This is a genomic window from Streptomyces sp. NPDC054765 (assembly GCF_053612065.1).
The window spans coordinates 183,609-199,753 of record NZ_JBSHBP010000002.1 but is presented as its reverse complement, the minus strand read 5'-3'; the positions used below and the strand labels follow the sequence as shown (position 1 = coordinate 199,753).

The window sequence follows — 16,145 nt, the reverse complement described above, 5'->3', positions numbered from 1 at the left end:
TGAATGCCGGGCTTCGGCGGATTGACCACCCCCGGGTGCGTCACAACCTGCGATCGGCATTCCTATGATGGGCGCACGACACCGCGGACCGCCGTCGACCAGGCAAAGGTCCGAGAGGTGCACGGCGGCGCGACGGTGGAGGGGTCGATGACTCAGGGGGCCAGTCAGGGACCCATGGTGTGGACCATGGGGGGAGAAGCTCCGGCGTCTGCTCCGCCGCCCGGAGTGCCCTCCGGCGCGCCCGCCGGGTCCCCCGTGCCGCCGGTCGGCCCGCCGCTCCACCTGCCCGCCGGTTCTCAGCCCGCGCCTCCGGCAGCGCCCCCCGTGGTGCCGCCCGCCGCTCCGCCGGCCGAGCTGCCCGAGGAGTACACCCCGACCGCGCGCGACCTCCCGGTCATCGAGCCCGGCCGGACGGACACCCTCATCGACCACCCCGCCGTCGTACCGGTGCCCGAACCGGCCCATGGCCCCGACGCGCCCGAGGCCATGGGCCCGCTGTACGTCGTCGGCGATGTGCACGGCTACTACGACGAGCTGCGCGAGGCACTGGCCGCCGAGGGCCTGATCGACGCCGACGGCAACTGGGCCGCCGGCAACGCCCGGCTCTGGTTCCTCGGCGACTTCACCGACCGCGGCCCGGACGGCATCGGCGTCATCGACCTCGTCATGCAGCTCTCCGCGGAGGCCGCGGCGGCCGGCGGCTACTGCAAGGCCCTGATGGGCAACCACGAACTCCTGCTGCTGGGCGCCAAGCGGTTCGGCGACACCCCCGTACAGTCCGGTGCCGGCACCGCCTCCTTCCAGGCGGCGTGGCTCCTCAACGGCGGTCAGAAGACCGATATGGACCGCCTGGAGGACCACCACCTCCAGTGGATGGCCCGGCTGGACGCCGTGATGGAGGAGGACGGGCATCTGCTCGTGCACTCCGACACCACCGCCTACCTCGACTACGGCGACTCCATCGAGGCCGTCAACGACACCGTCCACGACGTGCTCACCCGCAGCGAGGCGGACGAAGTCTGGGATCTGTTCCGCAAGTTCACCAAGCGCTTCGCCTTCCGCGACGAGTCCGGCTCACAGGCCGTCCGCGAACTCCTCGACGCCTACGGCGGTGACCGCGTCGTACACGGCCACAGCCCGATTCCCTATCTGCTGGGCGAGGTCGGCACGGAGGAAGGCGAGAGCGAGAGCGTCGCGGTCGACGGACCGCATGTCTACGCCGACGGTCTGGCCATCGCCATGGACGGCGGCATCACCATGGCCGGAAAGCTTTTGGTCGTTCAACTTCCGCTGGCCGGCTGAGCATTACCGGGGCAGGCGTGCGGCGGTCCCTGCCAGGGGCGGCCGGCCCGCCGTCGGGGGCGGCACGGGCGGAAACCGGTCGTGGCATTACTCAAATTCCGTAAACTCTCTGTCACCCCGCGCCGGAGTCGCTCTACCATCGGTCTATCCGTAGCAGGCTCTCCTCCGTTTCCGCCCACTGCCCGGCCACGCGCCGGCCGTACGGCCCTACGGAGCATCGGGGGATCCACATGAACAGCGCTCCGCACCTGCTGAACGAGGACCGCGCGGAATTTGCGCGACTCCTTGATGAGGCGCTGCGTACCGCCGCATACCGCCCGGACGACTTCACCGCCGTCGCGGGAAACCACCTCAATACCGAGCAGTTGCGCACGATGGCGCTCAGCGCGACCACCGCCATTGCCGCGTGCGCCACGGCCGAATACCAACGCTATGTGCAGCTCCGCACCGAGTTGCGCGCGCCGGCTCCCGTACCGTCCCGTGCCGAAGCGGAGGACGCGGCGCCGGAGGCGGCGGCCGACGGGGAACCAGGACCGGCCACCCCCACCGACCTGACCGAGTCCAAAACCACCGGTGCCGGACTCACCGCCATGGTCGCCGTCCTCGCCCCCGTCCTCGCGGGCATCGCCGCGGTCCTCTTCCTCCTCATCGGCTATGTGCTGCGCGCCATCAGCCCCGACAAGTCCCTGGCGCAGCCACTGATCAGCGTCGGCTGGATCTTCGCCGCGCTGACCGCCGCGGGCACACTCGTCGCGATGGCCGGCCTGGTCGTCACGGCGCTGCGCAACGGCTCGTCCACCCAGGCCACCAGAGCCGGTGAACCGAGTGAGGCACTGGACACCGCTCGCGAGGCCTGGCGCCATGCCCTCCTGGCGCGCGGCCTGCTGCCGTTTCTCCGTGAGGCTCTCGCCGACCCCGGAGCCACCCCGGACGACGACCCGGCCCGCTACGTCCCCCGCCGCGCCCCGGCCCGCGAGAGCCGCATCCCCACGCTCGGCTACACCCGTCCCGAGTTCACCAGCCCCGACAGCGGCTCCTCGGGGTCCCGGCCGCGCTACTCCAGCCCGGACTTCACCAGCCCGGATCACGGGGGGCCGGACCGCCGGCCGGATTAGGGCCTGTCTTCACCTTCCTGTCCGCCCCGGTACCCACGAGCGTCACGGCACGCGCCGCCGCCACTACCCCGGCCCGGGAAGGCGGAGGGCCCCCGCCATGCGGCAGGGGCCCTCCCACGCAGGCGTCCGGACTCCGGACTAATCCGCGATCGGCAGATACACGCGGTTGCCCGAAGCCGCGAACTCCTTCGACTTCTCGGCCATCCCGGCCTCGGGGTCGATCGCCAGGTCACCGCCGTGTTCGCGGCGGATGTCCTGGCTGATCTTCATCGAGCAGAACTTCGGACCGCACATCGAGCAGAAGTGGGCCGTCTTCGCCGGTTCGGCGGGCAGCGTCTCGTCGTGGAAGGCCCGCGCCGTGTCCGGGTCGAGAGCCAGGTTGAACTGGTCCTCCCAGCGGAACTCGAAGCGGGCGTCGGAGAGCGCGTCGTCCCAATCCTGGGCGCCCGGGTGGCCCTTGGCCAGATCGGCCGCATGTGCCGCGATCTTGTACGTGATGACGCCGGTCTTGACGTCGTCCCGGTCCGGCAGGCCCAGATGCTCCTTGGGCGTGACGTAGCAGAGCATTGCGGTGCCCCACCAGGCGATCATCGCGGCGCCGATACCGGACGTGATGTGGTCGTAGGCGGGCGCGATATCGGTGGTCAGCGGGCCGAGCGTATAGAACGGGGCCTCCTCGCAGATCTCTTGCTGGAGGTCGATGTTCTCCTTGATCTTGTGCATCGGGACATGTCCCGGACCCTCGATCATCGTCTGTACGCCGTGCCGTTTGGCGAGGGTGTTCAGCTCACCGAGCGTCCGCAGCTCCGCGAACTGCGCCTCGTCGTTGGCGTCCGCGATGGAGCCGGGGCGCAGGCCGTCACCGAGCGAGTAGGTGACGTCGTAGGAGGCGAGGATCTCGCAGAGCTCCTCGAAGTGGGTGTAGAGGAACGACTCCTGGTGGTGCGCCAGGCACCAGGCGGCCATGATCGATCCGCCGCGGGACACGATGCCGGTCTTTCGGCGGGCCGTGAGGGGGACGTAGCGGAGCAGCACGCCGGCGTGCACCGTCATGTAGTCGACGCCCTGTTCGGCCTGCTCGATGACGGTGTCCTTATAGATCTCCCAGGTCAGCTCCTCGGCTTTGCCGTCGACCTTCTCCAGTGCCTGGTAGAGGGGGACGGTACCGATGGGGACGGGGGAGTTGCGCAGCACCCATTCGCGGGTGGTGTGGATATTGCGGCCGGTGGACAGATCCATGACCGTGTCGGCACCCCAGCGGGTCGCCCAGGTCATCTTCTCCACCTCCTCCTCGATGGAGGAAGTGACCGCAGAATTGCCGATGTTGGCGTTCACCTTCACCAGGAAGTTCTTGCCGATGATCATCGGCTCGATCTCCGGGTGGTTGATGTTGGACGGCAGCACCGCACGGCCGGCCGCGATCTCCTCGCGTACGAACTCGGGCGTGACGTTCTCGCGGAGGGCGACGTACTCCATCTCTGCAGTGATCTCGCCACGCTGGGCGTAGGCGAGCTGGGTGACCGGGGCACCGTCACGGCCGCGGCGCGGCTGACGGGGACGGCCCGGGAAGACCGCGTCAAGGTTCTTGAGACCACCACGCGGCGAGGTGTGCTTGAGGCCGTCGTCCTCCGGCTGTATGGGACGGCCCGCGTACTCCTCGGTGTCGCCGCGGGCGATGATCCAGTTCTCCCGCAGCGGCGCCAGACCACGGCGGACGTCGGTATCGATATGCGGGTCGGTGTACGGCCCTGACGTGTCGTACAGCGTCACGTCCTTGCCGTTGGTGAGGTGCACCCGTCGGACCGGAACCCGAAGGTCCGAGCGCGATCCGGAGACATAGCCCTTGTGCCAGCCGATCTGCGGCTCGCCGCCGCCGGCACCGTTTCCGTTTTCGGGCGTGCGTGCATCCTGCAGAGTCATGAGACCCAACTCCCTACGCCGGCATTACCCGGTAACAGGTTCGGCGGTCGACGCAGCGGCTTCCGTCCATGGGCGTTTCACGTGAAACGCCACTGGGGCGAAGGTCAGCGCCCTCTCAGCCCGGTGCTCCGAGCTCCCGCGATTGCAAAGGTGGCACCACGGTAGCGGCCGATGTGGCGGAGTGAACAGGGGGCCCCGAGAGTTCTTGCGATGATCGGGCGGTGAGCCCTTATGAGTCCCCTCACCCTTCCGCCGCGCACTCCCATGGGCACGGACATGGCCCTGCCACCCCCGTCTCCCGGCATCTGCGCAAGGTCATCGCGGCAGTGCTGATCCCCTTCGCGGCCGCGGTGGTGGTCGGTCTCGTCGTGCTCTGGCCGGGCGGCGCGCCACCCCACAAACCCTCCGGCGTCGGCTTCGACCAGCCCACGGAGCAAGCCAGAGTCATCAAGGTGGCGGAGGTGAACTGTGCGGATGTCCATGCCGAGCAGCAGCCCCAGCCGCCGTCTCCGACAGGACAGCCGCCGGCCGGGGGAGCGTCCAGGAACAAGCCCTGCCAACAGACGACGATCAAGGTCACCACGGGGGAGAACGCCGGGCGCACCTTCCAGACGGTGGTGACACCGGACGCCCTGCGCCACTACACCACCGGCCAGGACGTGGTGGTGGCTTACTCCCCCAAGGCGCCGAAGGATCTGCAGTACTCGGTCAGCGATGTCGACCGGACGCTCCCGATGTGGGTGCTGGCTGCGATCTTCGCCTTCGCGGTGGTGATCGTCGGCCGACTGCGCGGGGTCCTCGCGCTGGTGGCACTGGCGGCCAGCTTTGTGGTCCTCACGCTGTTCATCCTCCCGGCGATCCTGCAGGGCTCCAATCCCCTGGTGGTGGCGGTGGTCGGGGGGAGCGCGATCATGCTGATCGCGCTGTACCTGTGCCATGGACTGACGGCGCGTACTTCGGTGGCCGTGCTGGGCACCCTCGCCTCACTGCTGCTGATCGCACTGCTCGGGTCGGTATTCATCAACTGGGCGCTGCTCACCGGCAATACCGACGACACCACCGGGCTGGTGCACGGTCTGTACCCCGACATCGAGATCCGCGGCCTGCTGCTCGCGGGGATCATCATCGGGTCGCTGGGTGTGCTCGACGATGTGACGGTGACGCAGACCGCCGCGGTCTGGGAGCTCAAAGAGGCCGACCCCGCGGGCGGCTGGCGCAAGCTGTACGGCGCCGCGATGCGGATCGGCCGGGATCACATCGCCTCCGTCGTCAACACCCTGGTGCTGGCGTACGCGGGCGCCGCGCTGCCGCTGCTTTTGCTGTTTTCGATCGCACAGAGCAGCGTCGGCACGGTCGCCACGAGCGAGGTGGTCGCGGAAGAGATCGTCCGGACGCTCGTGGGCAGCATCGGCCTGGTCGCCGCGGTGCCGCTGACGACCTTGCTGGCAGCGCTGGTCGTCTCGGCGGACCGGAAGGGGCATGGCATTTCGGAGGGTGACGACGGCGGCGCAGGAGCCGGACGTGGATCCGGGGCAGGTGCGGAAGCCGGGGTAGCTGCCGGTGTACCGAGGGGCACCATGGAGGTCCGGCCGGGCCGGCGCGGGGGACGAGGCAAGCGGCGCAAGCGGTGAAGGGCCGGTAAGTACGGCCCGCGGCGGGCGACTTCAGGCGCGCGCCGCGGGCCGCAAAGGGAGCACGGGCATGGTCGGGTACGGGTGCGCGTAGACGGCGGACGGGGGCAACACGGGTACGCGGGATGACCGGCATACCCGCTGCGGCGCCGCCATGGACGGTCCGTCCGGCTCGGGATCAGCCGGCCGGCGCCTCCGTGAGGATCCGGTCCAGCACGGCCTCCAGTGTGTCGCAGACCTCTTCCTTGCCGAGCGGCACCAGCCGGTCCGTACGGTCCAGAAAGGCGACCAGCGGCGCCGCACTCACCCGGAACAGCGCACGCTCGGCGCCGACTTGCAGGCTGATGAAGACATCGCTGAGGCGCGCGGGGGAGGCAGGCTCGATGCGTACATCACCCTCACCGGACGGCCGGCTCAGCCCGTCCAGCAGCAGCTCTCGGCCGAACGCCCAGGTCACGGGCGCATCGCCGGGCAGATCGAAGGTGAGACTCACGGCGTACGGATCGGCGCTGGCAAAGTCCAGCTGCACCGGGATCCGGAACGCGAGCTCCTCCGAGACAACGAAGCTCATGATCACTTCTGCCTGAACTGTGTCGGTCATCAACCACTGCCCCGCACTTGATCGGAGATGGCCGGGAAACATCCCCCGTAGCCCTATTGGCGCCATCGTCTGCCACGCGCAAGCAGATCACAAGGAGTGAGTTTTCAGATACTGACAGAGAAGGCGAGTGTCGTTAGTGTCGCCTCCGCCATTTTTCGTAGTCGGTCTGTAACGGACCGCAATCGATGCAGTTCGTCCATGAGCGGATAAAGCGCCGGCGCCCCGGCGGCGGCCCCGGCCTGGACGGGGATGGCCGGACACACCGCGCCCAGGGCATATTTCCGATACCGGAAAGCCCTGCGATGACCACGCACCGTATCCAAAAGGTGCAGCAAATCGTCCTGAGATCGCACGGAAAAGGGTGTTATCGACTGGACAGGATGGGGTGCGAGACACTCGCCGCTCGATAAGCCGCTCGATACCTCGTCAAGCTGCGCGAGCAGACAGTGCCCGATCAGCTGGGCGTCCGCGGCGGTACGGAAGCCGACCCACTCCGTCACCGGCCGCGGGTCCCGATCGTCGGCAGCCGCGACCCACTCGACATCACCCTTGCGGTAGACGGCGAAGTAGACGACGGTGCGAAATCCTGCTCCGCGACGGTCGTCGCTTCGGGGATCCGGGCCGGTGCCGTCGTTCGGCTCCGGCCCGGCCGACGACCTGGGCGAGAGGCGGATTCGCTGTTCACGATTGCCAACGCCGGCTCCCTGGCTCACCGGAAGGAGGCGCGGGGGCCGGCCGGCGGGAGGACCGCGGCTTACCAGTCGCCCTTCGACGAGGACGATGACGAGCCGCTGGACCTGCGGACGAGGTAGATGACTCCGGCGATCAGGGCCGCCGCTATGAGCACCTTGAACAGCACGCCGATCAGGAACCCGAGCGCGGTGGTGATCAGTCCGCCGAAGACCACGATCAGGACGACGGGCACCACGACCCAGGTGACCCACCACGGAAGCCCTGCGAATATCCCCTTACCAGCCACTGCTCTGCCCTGCTTTCTATCTGTCGCGCTGTCGTTGTCCGTACCGCGCCATCCGTCTGCTGCGCTGCCGTTGTCGCGGTGGCACCGGCCGTATGCGGCGTGTCTTTCGCCTCACACTTCCGGTTCCCCTGCACCAACGATGCTAGGACGCGGACCGCGGCCGTGGGGGCTTCGCGGCCCCGGCCCTCCCCTGACCCTTCCCCTACGGGTTCCGGGGCCCTTCCCTTAGCTCTCAGGAGGAGAGAAGACCACCATCACCCGGAGGTCCTCACTGATGTGGTGGAACTTGTGGGGCACCCCGGCCGGCACATAGACCACGCTGCCCCGCGCCACCGACTGCGTCTCCGTCCCGACGGTGATCGCCGCCCGGCCGCTGACCACGAGATACACCTCGTCCTGGGCGTGTGGCTGCTGTGGATCGGTGCTGCCGGCATCCAGCGCGTACAGCCCGACCGACATCGTGCGTTCCCGGAGGAACTGAAGATACGCGCCGTCGTTCGCAGCCCGTTCCGCTTCCAGCTCGTCCAGTCGGAAAGCCTTCATGGCGCTCGCACCCCTCTGATGATTCAGACTCGTCTGCGACGATCTCACCATGAAGCATTTTCTGGTCAAGACGATCGCCAACGCCGCGGCGCTTGCCGTGGCCATCTGGCTGCTCAAGGACATCACGCTCACCGGTGAGAACACCGGCCGCAAAATACTCACCCTGATCCTGGTCGCGCTGATCTTCGGGCTGGTCAATTTCCTGGTCAAGCCCGTGGTGAAGTTGCTGTCCTTCCCCCTGTTCATCCTCACACTCGGCCTGATCACGCTGGTCGTGAACGCGCTGATGCTGCTGCTGACCTCCTGGCTCGCCGGCAAGGCCGACCTCGCCTTCCATGTGGGCGGCTTCTGGACGGCACTGCTCGGCGGCGTGATCATCTCCATCGTCGCCTGGGCGATGCACGTGATCCTTCCCGACGAGGACTGACCCTTGCCCGCCCCGTTCCGCATCTGCTTCGTCTGCACCGGCAACATCTGCCGGTCGCCGATGGCGGAGTCCGTCTTCCGCGCCCGCCTCGTGGAGGACGGACTCGGCGGCTCGGTCGAGGTCGACAGCGCGGGAACCGGCGGCTGGCACGAGGGCGATGGAGCCGACCCGCGCACAGCCGCCGTGCTGCGCGCGGGCGGCTATGAACACGCCCACACCGCCCGGCAGTTCCACGTCTCCTGGTTCGGCCACCTCGACCTGGTCATTGCGCTCGACTCCGGCCATCTGCGCGAGCTGCGCGGCCTGGCCCCCACCCCGCAGGACGCCGCCAAGATCCGTCTGCTGCGCTCGTACGGGACGGGTACGGCGGCGGGCCCCGGCCCGGGACCGGGGCCCGACCTGCTCTCCGGCCCCGGCCTCACCGGCAACCTCGACGTCCCCGATCCGTACTACGGCGATTTCGCCGGCTTCGAGGACTGCCTGGAGATGATCGAAGCGGCGAGCGACGGCCTGCTGGCGGCGGTCCGCACCGCGATCACGGCCCCCGGCACGGCCCACGTCGGCAGACACGACACCGGCCGGCACCAGGCGCAGAACCCGCATCCCACACAGGAGAAGGAGAGCGCATGACGGGCGACGGCACCCGCGCCGTACGCGCCGGGCTTCCGGAGCCCGACGCCTACGAGCCGGCCCTCCCGGGGCCGGTGTTCGCGGCGCATTACCACCTCCCCGGCGACGCCGTCGGCCCGTACACCTACGGCCGCGACGCCAACCCGACCTGGACCCGTCTGGAACAGGCCATCGGTGAGCTTGAATCACCGGATGAAAGCACCCATACCATCACCTTCGCCTCCGGGATGGCAGCGATCACCGCGGTCCTCTTCTCCCAGCTGCGCACCGGTGACGCGGTGGTGCTCCCCAGCGACGGATACCAGCTGCTGCCGGCCGTCCGCACCCGTCTGGAGAGCTACGGCATCGAGGTCCGTACGGCTCCCACCGCAGCTGACGCCCAGCGCGATGCGTTGGACGGCGCCCGGCTGCTGTGGATCGAAACGCCCTCCAACCCCGGCCTCGATGTCTGTGACATCCGGCGACTGGCCGACGAAGCACACCGCCGCGGCGCGCTGGTCGCCGTCGACAACACCCTTGCCACCCCGCTCGGACAGCGGCCGCTCGACCTCGGCGCGGACTTCTCGGTCGCCAGCGGCACCAAGGCGCTGACCGGCCACGGAGACGTCCTGCTGGGGTATGTCAGCACCCGGGATGCCGCGCTGGCCGATGCCGTAAGGCTGTGGCGCAAGACGGTGGGCGCGATCCCCGGCCCGATGGAAAGCTGGCTCGCGCATCGTTCACTCGCCACCCTTGCGCTGCGCGTCCGCCAGCAGTCGGAGGGTGCGTTGGCACTCGCCACGGCACTGGCCGACCGCCCCGAGGTGAGCGGCCTGCGCCACCCGGGCCTGCCCTCCGACCCGTCCCACGAGCTCGCCGCCCGGCAGATGCGCCCGGGACGCTTCGGCTCCGTGGTCTCCTTCGTCCTGCCCGACAGGGCCTGCGCGGAACGGTTCCTGGCCGCACTGACCCTGGTGGACGAGGCGACGAGCTTCGGCGGCGTACGGTCCAGCGCCGAGCGCCGGGCCCGTTGGGGCGGTGACGCCGTCCCGGAGGGCTTCATTCGCTTCTCGGTCGGCGTCGAGGAGCCGGACGATCTGGTCGCGGATGTTCTCCGGGCGCTGGACATGGCGACGCAGATCTGACGGGGCAACCGGGATGAACCGCGGCTGGGGGACAAGTCGAACAATCGGAGCGCGTCCCACACCCGGCGCACCGGCAGCGGTGGGAGGCCGGCCGGCAGGGTATCCCCCCTCGTCACCCTGCCGGCCTGCGGTTCCCCATGGCCCCGAGTCCACGCGTTTCACGTGAAACCCTGGGTTTCACGTGAAACGAACCGCTCGAACAAGGCTAGTTGACTGAGCGTCATTGTCCAATCACTCCAGCGACACAGCCCTATCGACAAATTTATAGTTGGCCCGCGACCAGGCTTCCGAGAGGCGCAGGAGGTACGCGATGGATCTGGCTTTGCTGCGCACCTTCGTGACGGTGCACCGAGCCGGCTCCTTCACCCGCGCCGCGGCGCTGCTCGGCCTCTCCCAGCCCGCGGTCACCAGCCAGATCCGGGCGCTGGAACGCCAGTTGGGACGTCCGCTCTTCCTCCGCTACGCCCGTGGTGTCACCCCCACCACCATCGGCGATGAACTCGCTCACAAAGTGGCACCGCATCTGGACGCACTCACCGAGATCACCCAGGCCGGTCTGGACCAGGAATCCGTCACCCGCACCCTCCATCTCGCCGGGCCCCCCGAGTTCCTCGCCGAACGCGCGCTCCCCGCGCTGACCCCGCTGATCGCCCAGGGCCTGTCCATACGCACCGCCTTCGGTCCCGCGGAGGAGTTGCTGACCGGCCTGGCAGCGGGCCACCACGACCTGACCGTCACCACCACCCGGCCGCGCGGCGGGCTGCTCACCGCCACCCCGCTCTGCGACGAGGAACATGTGCTGATCGCCGCGCCGCAGTGGGCGGACGAGCTCGGCGGGACCGCGGTGCTGCAGGCCGGGGGCGTCCGGGTGCTGGATCCCGTACCGCTCGTCGAGGTCCACGAGAGCCTGCCGCTGATCGCCCGCTACTGGTCCGCGGTCTTCGACGCCAAGCCCGCCGCCTCCGCCGCCGTGATCGCGGCGGATCTCCGGGCGGTGCTGTCCTGTGTCACGGCCGGCGCGGGGCTCGCCGTCCTGCCCCGCTACCTGTGCGCCGATGCACTGGACAGCGGCGATGTCGTGGCCCTGCTCGACCCGCCGGTGCCTCCACTGCGGACCTACTTCCTGGCCGTACGCACCGGGACGCTGGGGCTGCCGCATATCGCGCGGGCGCATGAGTGGCTGCTGCGCACCGCTGTCGACTGGTGACCGAGAGACGTGGGTTTCACCAGGCCGTGACTGCGGCATCTGTCCCCTATGAACGTACGGCCAGTCGTCAAACGCACCGCCCGCGCGATTCTGCTCGACGGCGCGGACCTCGTTCTGATCAAGCGCACCAAGCCGGGCCGGGCCCCGTACTGGATCACTCCGGGCGGCGGAGTGGAGCCCGGGGACGCCACCGTCATCGACGCCCTCCACCGTGAACTGGACGAAGAGCTGGGCGCGAAGATCAAGGACGTGGTGCCGGTCTTCGTCGACACCGTCGAGCACTTCAGCGACGGCGGGGTGGACGGCGTGAAGGTACAGCACTTCTTCGTCTGCCGGCTCGACTCGATGGATCTCTCGCGCCGGCACGGCCCCGAGGTCGAGGAGCCCTGCGGGGAGTACGAGATCGTGCGGGTGCCCTTCACCCGCGTCGGCATCGCCTCCGTCGAGGTCGTACCGCTGTCGCTGCGGCACTACCTCGACGGCAACATCGAGGGCGTATGGGCGATGCACGCTCCCGATCTGGGCTGAGCGGACCGCAGCCCCGCTACGGCACGCCGCTACGGCAGGCGCGTCAGTCGTCGCCGCGGTCGAACCAGCCGCGGAATTCCGGCCCGTCCTCCACGGGGCGACGGGGCTGGGCTCGGGCGAGCACCCGCTCGACCCGGTCGAGGAACTCCGCGTTCAGCTCCTCCACGAAGTCGTCCCGGCCCGGGACACGGGACCCGTCGGCGTACGCGGGACCGACCCGCGGGGCACGGGCCGTGCCGCCGCCGTACGCCGGATCGCTCCCGTCCCCCGGCGCCGCATCCCGGTACGCCGCGTCGTCCCTGTCCTCGTGCAGCCCGCCCCGGAGGTGCTCGTTCTCGCGCTCCGCGCGCCGGAAGGGCGGCCGCTGACCCGCTTCGGCAGCAGCACCGAAGAAGTCGCCGCCCTTGCGCTTGACGTCGTCGGTACCCCAGGCCCGCGCCCCGCGTTGCTGCGCCGGAACCTTCTGCAGATGCGGAATGTGCTTGGCGCAGTGGATGTACGCCTCTTCGACCTCGACGGTGACCCACAGCTGGGCACGCCGGCCGGGAACCGGGTCGACCGGCAAACCGGGGTGGTGCGCCCGCATTTCCTCGTCCATGACCACCCGCGCCCGGCCGTTGATGTGCAGCCCGATGCGGTCACGGGTGAAGTCGATCATCAAGATGCCCAGTCGCGGGTTCTCCGAGATGTTGCCGATGGACGCCATGACACCGTTGCCGCGGTATTCCGGGTACGCCAGCGTCCGGGCGTCGAGCACCTGGACGAAGCCCGGCGGCCCGGCCCGGAACGTCGAGTCGCATTCGCCGTGCCGGTCGGCCGTGGCCAGGAAGAACATCTCCTGCCGGGCCACGAACTCCTGCATACGGACGTTGAGATGGTCCAGGACCTGGTCCCCGTAGAAGCGGTCGGCGCGCTCGGTCATACCGAGCCTTTGCTGCACCAGGTGCTCGCCGTCGCTCCCGGGGCGTTCCTGCCGTGGCATGCCCTACCCCTCCCCTGTCGGACCGTATTCGACGTGTGCTGCCACGACCTCAATCTCCTGCCGAGACCAGCTCGTCCACGGAGTCGTGCCGTATGCGCTCGGTCGGGATGCCGACCCCCACCAAAGCGTCCACACCACTGCGGATCAACCCCGGCGGCCCGGAAAGATAGGCGTCGTACTCCCGGAACGGCCCGTATTGCCGCACGGCATCCGGGAGCTGGCCGGTTTCGCTGCTCGTCCCGCCACGGGCCGCGGGGCCGTTGGCGACGACCGGGCGGACGGAGAGCCAGGGGTGGGTCTGTTCCAGACGCAACATGGTGTCGAGGTCGTAGAGGTCGTGGTCGCTGCGGGCGCCGTAGAAGACCTCGACGGGACGGCGGACGCCGTGTTCCGCGACATCCTCGACCAGCGCCTTGATAGGCGCGATCCCGGTGCCGCCGCCGACGCACAGCAGACCGCTGCGCGTGCTGTGGTCGACGGTCATCGAGCCGCCGGGGGCACCGAGCCGGATGACATCACCGGGGCGGGCCCGGTGGACCATGGCGTTGGAGACCCAGCCGGCCGGAACCGCCTTGACGTGGAACGACAACAGACCGTCGGAGCGCGGTGCGGAGGCGAAGGAGTAATGCCGCCAGACCCGTGGCCACCAGGGGGTTTCCACGCTGGCGTACTGCCCCGCGAGGAATGGGTAGGGCTGGTCCGGGCGGACCAGCACCACCGCGATATCGGGCGTACGCAGCTCGTGCGAGACCACTTCGGCCTGCCACCAGGCGGGAGCCACGGCCTCGTTCTCGGCCGCCGCATCGATCATGATCTGCGAGATCGCGGTGTAGGCACGCACCCACGCGGCCTGGGTCTCCGGCCCCCAACTGGACGTGGCATAGCGCCCGAGCGCATTGAGCAGGCATTCGCCGACCGCCGGGTAGTGCTCGGGCCGGGTGCCGTATTTGCGGTGACCGCGGCCGAGGTTCGAGAGGTATGCGGTGAGCACCTCGGCGTCGTCGACATGCTGGGCGGCGGTGAGCAGCGCCTTGAAGAGCCGGTCGCGCTGGGTGTCCATCGCGGCGGGGAACAGCGCCCGCAGATCGGGGTACTGGACGAAGAGCAGCGCATAGAAGTACGAGGTGACCTTGTCGGCCACGGGCTCGATTTCCGCCATGGTGCGACGGATGAGGATCGCGTCGGGGGAGGCGGGTGCCGCGGACGAGACCGAGGTCTGCAGGGCATCGAGAGTGGGCTCCGGGGCGGGGGCGGCGGGACGCGCCTTGGGGGTGAAGGCGGAGGGAGCCGGGGCGAGCGCCTCGTTCCGGGCGGCCGGTTCCGTGGCGGGCGCCGTGCCGGTGGGGACACTTACCGCGGGCGCTCCGGTGGGACGCGCCGATTCGTGTACAGGCTCGGGCTCCCCGCCGGAGACGCGCTCCCAGACCGGCCGGCGGTCGGTGAGCTGCTCACCGCCCCAGGCGGGCTCCGCCTCACGGTGCCGCGGGGCAGAGGCCGGGGCGGCGTACCCAGGGGCTGTGGCGGGCTGCTCGGAGTAGGCAGCCGCGGCGGGCTGCTCGGGACGGGCGGCCGCCGTGAACGGCCGTCCCGCCTCGTGTCCCGGCGGGGGAGCCGGCGACGGCTCCGTCTCGCGTTCCCGCTCGGCGGCGGTGCCTACCGGACGGATCGGATTGACCGGCCGACTGGGTATCGGTTCCCGGTCGTTCCGGTTCTCTCGCTCGTTCCCCTCGGGGTGGTCTCTGCGGTCGCCGCGGTCGTGGTGTTCACTCCGGTCGTCCGGATCGGCCCGGCTGTCCTCGCCCTGTTGCCGGTCCTGGCCGTATTGCCGGTCCTGTTGTTCTTCGGAGGACTTCTTCGCCGGCGGAGTGAACCAACCCCAATCGCCACTGCTCCCGCCGGAAGAGCCGTTATCGGCCGACGTGGTGGTCGGAGCGTCCATGGTCTGCCTCGCCTCGAACGTCTTTCGGTTGTCTTCGCACTTCCGTGGATCGGAACTGCCCGGAATTCCCCCGCCTGCCCCGGAATTCTCCATCGACTCAAGCGATTCCGGCAACACCCTCCAAAGCGGACAAATCTCACTCCCTTGCGACAATGCGGAGCAGATGCCACGTCAACAGCATGCCACCCCTGCTCATCACATCGGACAAATAGTCGGAAGTCCGGGTACCGAGGGCCGCTTCGCCGCTAGGCTGACGAGCTTTGAGCCCGCTCTTCACGCACCCGCGGAAGCCCTACCTCCGCCAAGCCGGACTCGACCATACCGGCAGTAGTTGAATCCACAAGCCCTGATCTTGGAACACTCCGCGCGGCCCCTCCAATAACAGTGATCCTCCCCACAGAGCGCATTTTCGGCGCCCACAGCGGACGAATCCGCCGGGAAAGCTCGGAATTACCGGCCAGTACGCACCAGTTCGTATGCCTCACGCAGATCATCGCCGCCGTACACATATGAGGCCAGCCCACTGACATGGTGATCCGCATTCACGGCCACGGACTGCCCTACTGCCGCGAACAGTTCGGTGTCCGACAGGGAGTCGCCGTATGCCACACAGTCGGCTCGGGTCAGCCCGTACTGCACACAGAGTTCATCCGCGATCCGCACCTTGGCCGCCGGCGTGAGGATGCCGGCCGGCTCCACCGCCTCCCGGATCGGCACCGCGGGCCAGCGGGAACCGTGTGCCGCGTCGGCGCCCCAGACCAGCAGCCGTTCGACGAAGAAACCCGGCGAGAGAGAAATCACCGCGCAGCGTTCACCACGCGCCCGGATATCCGCCCAGACTTCCTGGATTCCGGCCAGCCATGGTGCGCCGTCAAAAGCCGCGGCCACCGTGAGTTCGGTCAACTCGGCGGCCCATAGATCGCATGCCCGCTGCGCGAACTGCGAAGGAGTCAGTTCTCCCGTGGCAAATCCGCGTTCCAACTCGGCGATCTCCCGGTCCAGTCCCAGCTGACGGGAGATCTCGATGGCGGCCGCGGAGCCGTGGAGCAGAGTCCCGTCCATGTCGAACAGATGCAGCTTGCCCATGCCCCGGAGCCTAGGACGCCCGGTGGCGGAACGAGTGGGCGGGGCCGAGGGAGGGTGCAACCGGTCCGCACGGTTACCGGGACCGGGAGCGGGCGACCCGGCCGTGGCTCGGTCCCCGGGAACGGACGGTG

At 69.1% G+C, this 16,145-nt stretch carries 16 protein-coding genes; 8 read left to right on the top strand and 8 right to left on the bottom strand.

Going from position 1 to position 16,145, the window contains the following annotated elements; all coding sequences use genetic code 11:
* The first annotated feature begins 147 nt into the window (after positions 1-147).
* Complete coding sequence (locus tag ACWGJY_RS02505) at positions 148-1,302, top strand: metallophosphoesterase (RefSeq protein WP_453258942.1); 1,155 nt, start codon at positions 148-150, stop codon at positions 1,300-1,302.
* Between the two features lie 230 nt (positions 1,303-1,532).
* The gene (locus ACWGJY_RS02500; protein ID WP_453258941.1) at positions 1,533-2,417 is read left to right on the top strand and encodes a hypothetical protein; all 885 of its coding nucleotides are present in this window, start codon (positions 1,533-1,535) and stop codon (positions 2,415-2,417) included.
* Between the two features lie 138 nt (positions 2,418-2,555).
* Here the strand turns inward: ACWGJY_RS02500 and thiC are convergent, their stop codons facing one another.
* Positions 2,556-4,337, bottom strand: coding sequence for a phosphomethylpyrimidine synthase ThiC (thiC, locus tag ACWGJY_RS02495; RefSeq protein ID WP_453258940.1), 1,782 nt, complete (start codon positions 4,335-4,337; stop codon positions 2,556-2,558).
* Between the two features lie 221 nt (positions 4,338-4,558).
* On the opposite strand from thiC, the gene ACWGJY_RS02490 reads away from it, so the two are divergent.
* Positions 4,559-5,968 (top strand): YibE/F family protein, encoded by a 1,410-nt coding sequence (locus ACWGJY_RS02490; RefSeq protein WP_453258939.1) that lies wholly within the window; start codon positions 4,559-4,561, stop codon positions 5,966-5,968.
* Positions 5,969-6,146: 178 nt separating this feature from the next.
* Here the strand turns inward: ACWGJY_RS02490 and ACWGJY_RS02485 are convergent, their stop codons facing one another.
* The 4 genes from ACWGJY_RS02485 to ACWGJY_RS02470 form a co-directional block, all read right to left on the bottom strand.
* The gene (locus ACWGJY_RS02485; RefSeq protein WP_453258938.1) at positions 6,147-6,569 is read right to left on the bottom strand and encodes an SsgA family sporulation/cell division regulator; all 423 of its coding nucleotides are present in this window, start codon (positions 6,567-6,569) and stop codon (positions 6,147-6,149) included.
* A gap of 104 nt (positions 6,570-6,673) precedes the next feature.
* Positions 6,674-7,282: a hypothetical protein gene (locus tag ACWGJY_RS02480; protein ID WP_453258937.1), complete on the bottom strand. Its 609-nt coding sequence runs from the start codon at positions 7,280-7,282 to the stop codon at positions 6,674-6,676.
* Between the two features lie 41 nt (positions 7,283-7,323).
* On the bottom strand, positions 7,324-7,548 hold the full coding sequence (locus ACWGJY_RS02475; RefSeq protein ID WP_392376560.1) for a DUF5326 family protein: 225 nt from the start codon (positions 7,546-7,548) through the stop codon (positions 7,324-7,326).
* A gap of 225 nt (positions 7,549-7,773) precedes the next feature.
* Positions 7,774-8,091 carry a cupin domain-containing protein gene (locus ACWGJY_RS02470; RefSeq protein ID WP_453258936.1) on the bottom strand — a complete coding sequence of 106 codons (318 nt, stop codon included), beginning with the start codon at positions 8,089-8,091 and terminating at the stop codon, positions 7,774-7,776.
* Positions 8,092-8,140: 49 nt separating this feature from the next.
* Between ACWGJY_RS02470 and ACWGJY_RS02465 the strand changes: the two genes are divergently transcribed.
* The 5 genes from ACWGJY_RS02465 (at position 8,141) to ACWGJY_RS02445 (ending at position 12,007) form a co-directional block, all read left to right on the top strand.
* Positions 8,141-8,518 carry a phage holin family protein gene (locus ACWGJY_RS02465; RefSeq protein WP_364873404.1) on the top strand — a complete coding sequence of 126 codons (378 nt, stop codon included), beginning with the start codon at positions 8,141-8,143 and terminating at the stop codon, positions 8,516-8,518.
* A 3-nt stretch (positions 8,519-8,521) separates the two neighbouring features.
* On the top strand, positions 8,522-9,148 hold the full coding sequence (locus ACWGJY_RS02460; protein WP_453258935.1) for a low molecular weight protein-tyrosine-phosphatase: 627 nt from the start codon (positions 8,522-8,524) through the stop codon (positions 9,146-9,148).
* Positions 9,145-10,272, top strand: coding sequence for a cystathionine gamma-lyase (locus tag ACWGJY_RS02455; RefSeq protein WP_453258934.1), 1,128 nt, complete (start codon positions 9,145-9,147; stop codon positions 10,270-10,272). The genes ACWGJY_RS02460 and ACWGJY_RS02455 overlap by 4 nt, the downstream gene beginning before the upstream one ends.
* Positions 10,273-10,582: 310 nt before the next feature.
* Positions 10,583-11,479: a LysR family transcriptional regulator gene (locus tag ACWGJY_RS02450; RefSeq protein ID WP_453258933.1), complete on the top strand. Its 897-nt coding sequence runs from the start codon at positions 10,583-10,585 to the stop codon at positions 11,477-11,479.
* A gap of 48 nt (positions 11,480-11,527) precedes the next feature.
* The gene (locus tag ACWGJY_RS02445) at positions 11,528-12,007 is read left to right on the top strand and encodes an NUDIX domain-containing protein (protein ID WP_453258932.1); all 480 of its coding nucleotides are present in this window, start codon (positions 11,528-11,530) and stop codon (positions 12,005-12,007) included.
* A gap of 43 nt (positions 12,008-12,050) precedes the next feature.
* On the opposite strand, the gene ACWGJY_RS02440 is transcribed toward ACWGJY_RS02445, so the two are convergent.
* The 3 genes from ACWGJY_RS02440 to ACWGJY_RS02430 all read right to left on the bottom strand — a co-directional run bounded on the left by ACWGJY_RS02440 (position 12,051) and on the right by ACWGJY_RS02430 (position 16,014).
* Positions 12,051-12,989 (bottom strand): pyridoxamine 5'-phosphate oxidase family protein, encoded by a 939-nt coding sequence (locus tag ACWGJY_RS02440; RefSeq protein WP_453258931.1) that lies wholly within the window; start codon positions 12,987-12,989, stop codon positions 12,051-12,053.
* A 49-nt stretch (positions 12,990-13,038) separates the two neighbouring features.
* Positions 13,039-14,928, bottom strand: coding sequence for a globin domain-containing protein (locus ACWGJY_RS02435; protein ID WP_453258930.1), 1,890 nt, complete (start codon positions 14,926-14,928; stop codon positions 13,039-13,041).
* 450 nt (positions 14,929-15,378) lie between these two features.
* Positions 15,379-16,014 (bottom strand): HAD family hydrolase, encoded by a 636-nt coding sequence (locus ACWGJY_RS02430; protein ID WP_453258929.1) that lies wholly within the window; start codon positions 16,012-16,014, stop codon positions 15,379-15,381.
* Positions 16,015-16,145: the final 131 nt, after the last annotated feature.

Coding starts and splice junctions, on each gene's coding strand:
- ACWGJY_RS02465 (WP_364873404.1), top strand. CDS start 8,141: ATGAAGCATTTTCTGGTCAAGACGATCGCCAACGCCGCGGCGCTTGCC.
- ACWGJY_RS02500 (WP_453258941.1), top strand. CDS start 1,533: ATGAACAGCGCTCCGCACCTGCTGAACGAGGACCGCGCGGAATTTGCG.
- ACWGJY_RS02485 (WP_453258938.1), bottom strand. CDS start 6,569: ATGACCGACACAGTTCAGGCAGAAGTGATCATGAGCTTCGTTGTCTCG.
- ACWGJY_RS02440 (WP_453258931.1), bottom strand. CDS start 12,989: ATGCCACGGCAGGAACGCCCCGGGAGCGACGGCGAGCACCTGGTGCAG.
- ACWGJY_RS02435 (WP_453258930.1), bottom strand. CDS start 14,928: ATGGACGCTCCGACCACCACGTCGGCCGATAACGGCTCTTCCGGCGGG.
- ACWGJY_RS02505 (WP_453258942.1), top strand. CDS start 148: ATGACTCAGGGGGCCAGTCAGGGACCCATGGTGTGGACCATGGGGGGA.
- ACWGJY_RS02470 (WP_453258936.1), bottom strand. CDS start 8,091: ATGAAGGCTTTCCGACTGGACGAGCTGGAAGCGGAACGGGCTGCGAAC.
- ACWGJY_RS02450 (WP_453258933.1), top strand. CDS start 10,583: ATGGATCTGGCTTTGCTGCGCACCTTCGTGACGGTGCACCGAGCCGGC.
- ACWGJY_RS02455 (WP_453258934.1), top strand. CDS start 9,145: ATGACGGGCGACGGCACCCGCGCCGTACGCGCCGGGCTTCCGGAGCCC.
- thiC (WP_453258940.1), bottom strand. CDS start 4,337: ATGACTCTGCAGGATGCACGCACGCCCGAAAACGGAAACGGTGCCGGC.
- ACWGJY_RS02445 (WP_453258932.1), top strand. CDS start 11,528: ATGAACGTACGGCCAGTCGTCAAACGCACCGCCCGCGCGATTCTGCTC.
- ACWGJY_RS02430 (WP_453258929.1), bottom strand. CDS start 16,014: ATGGGCAAGCTGCATCTGTTCGACATGGACGGGACTCTGCTCCACGGC.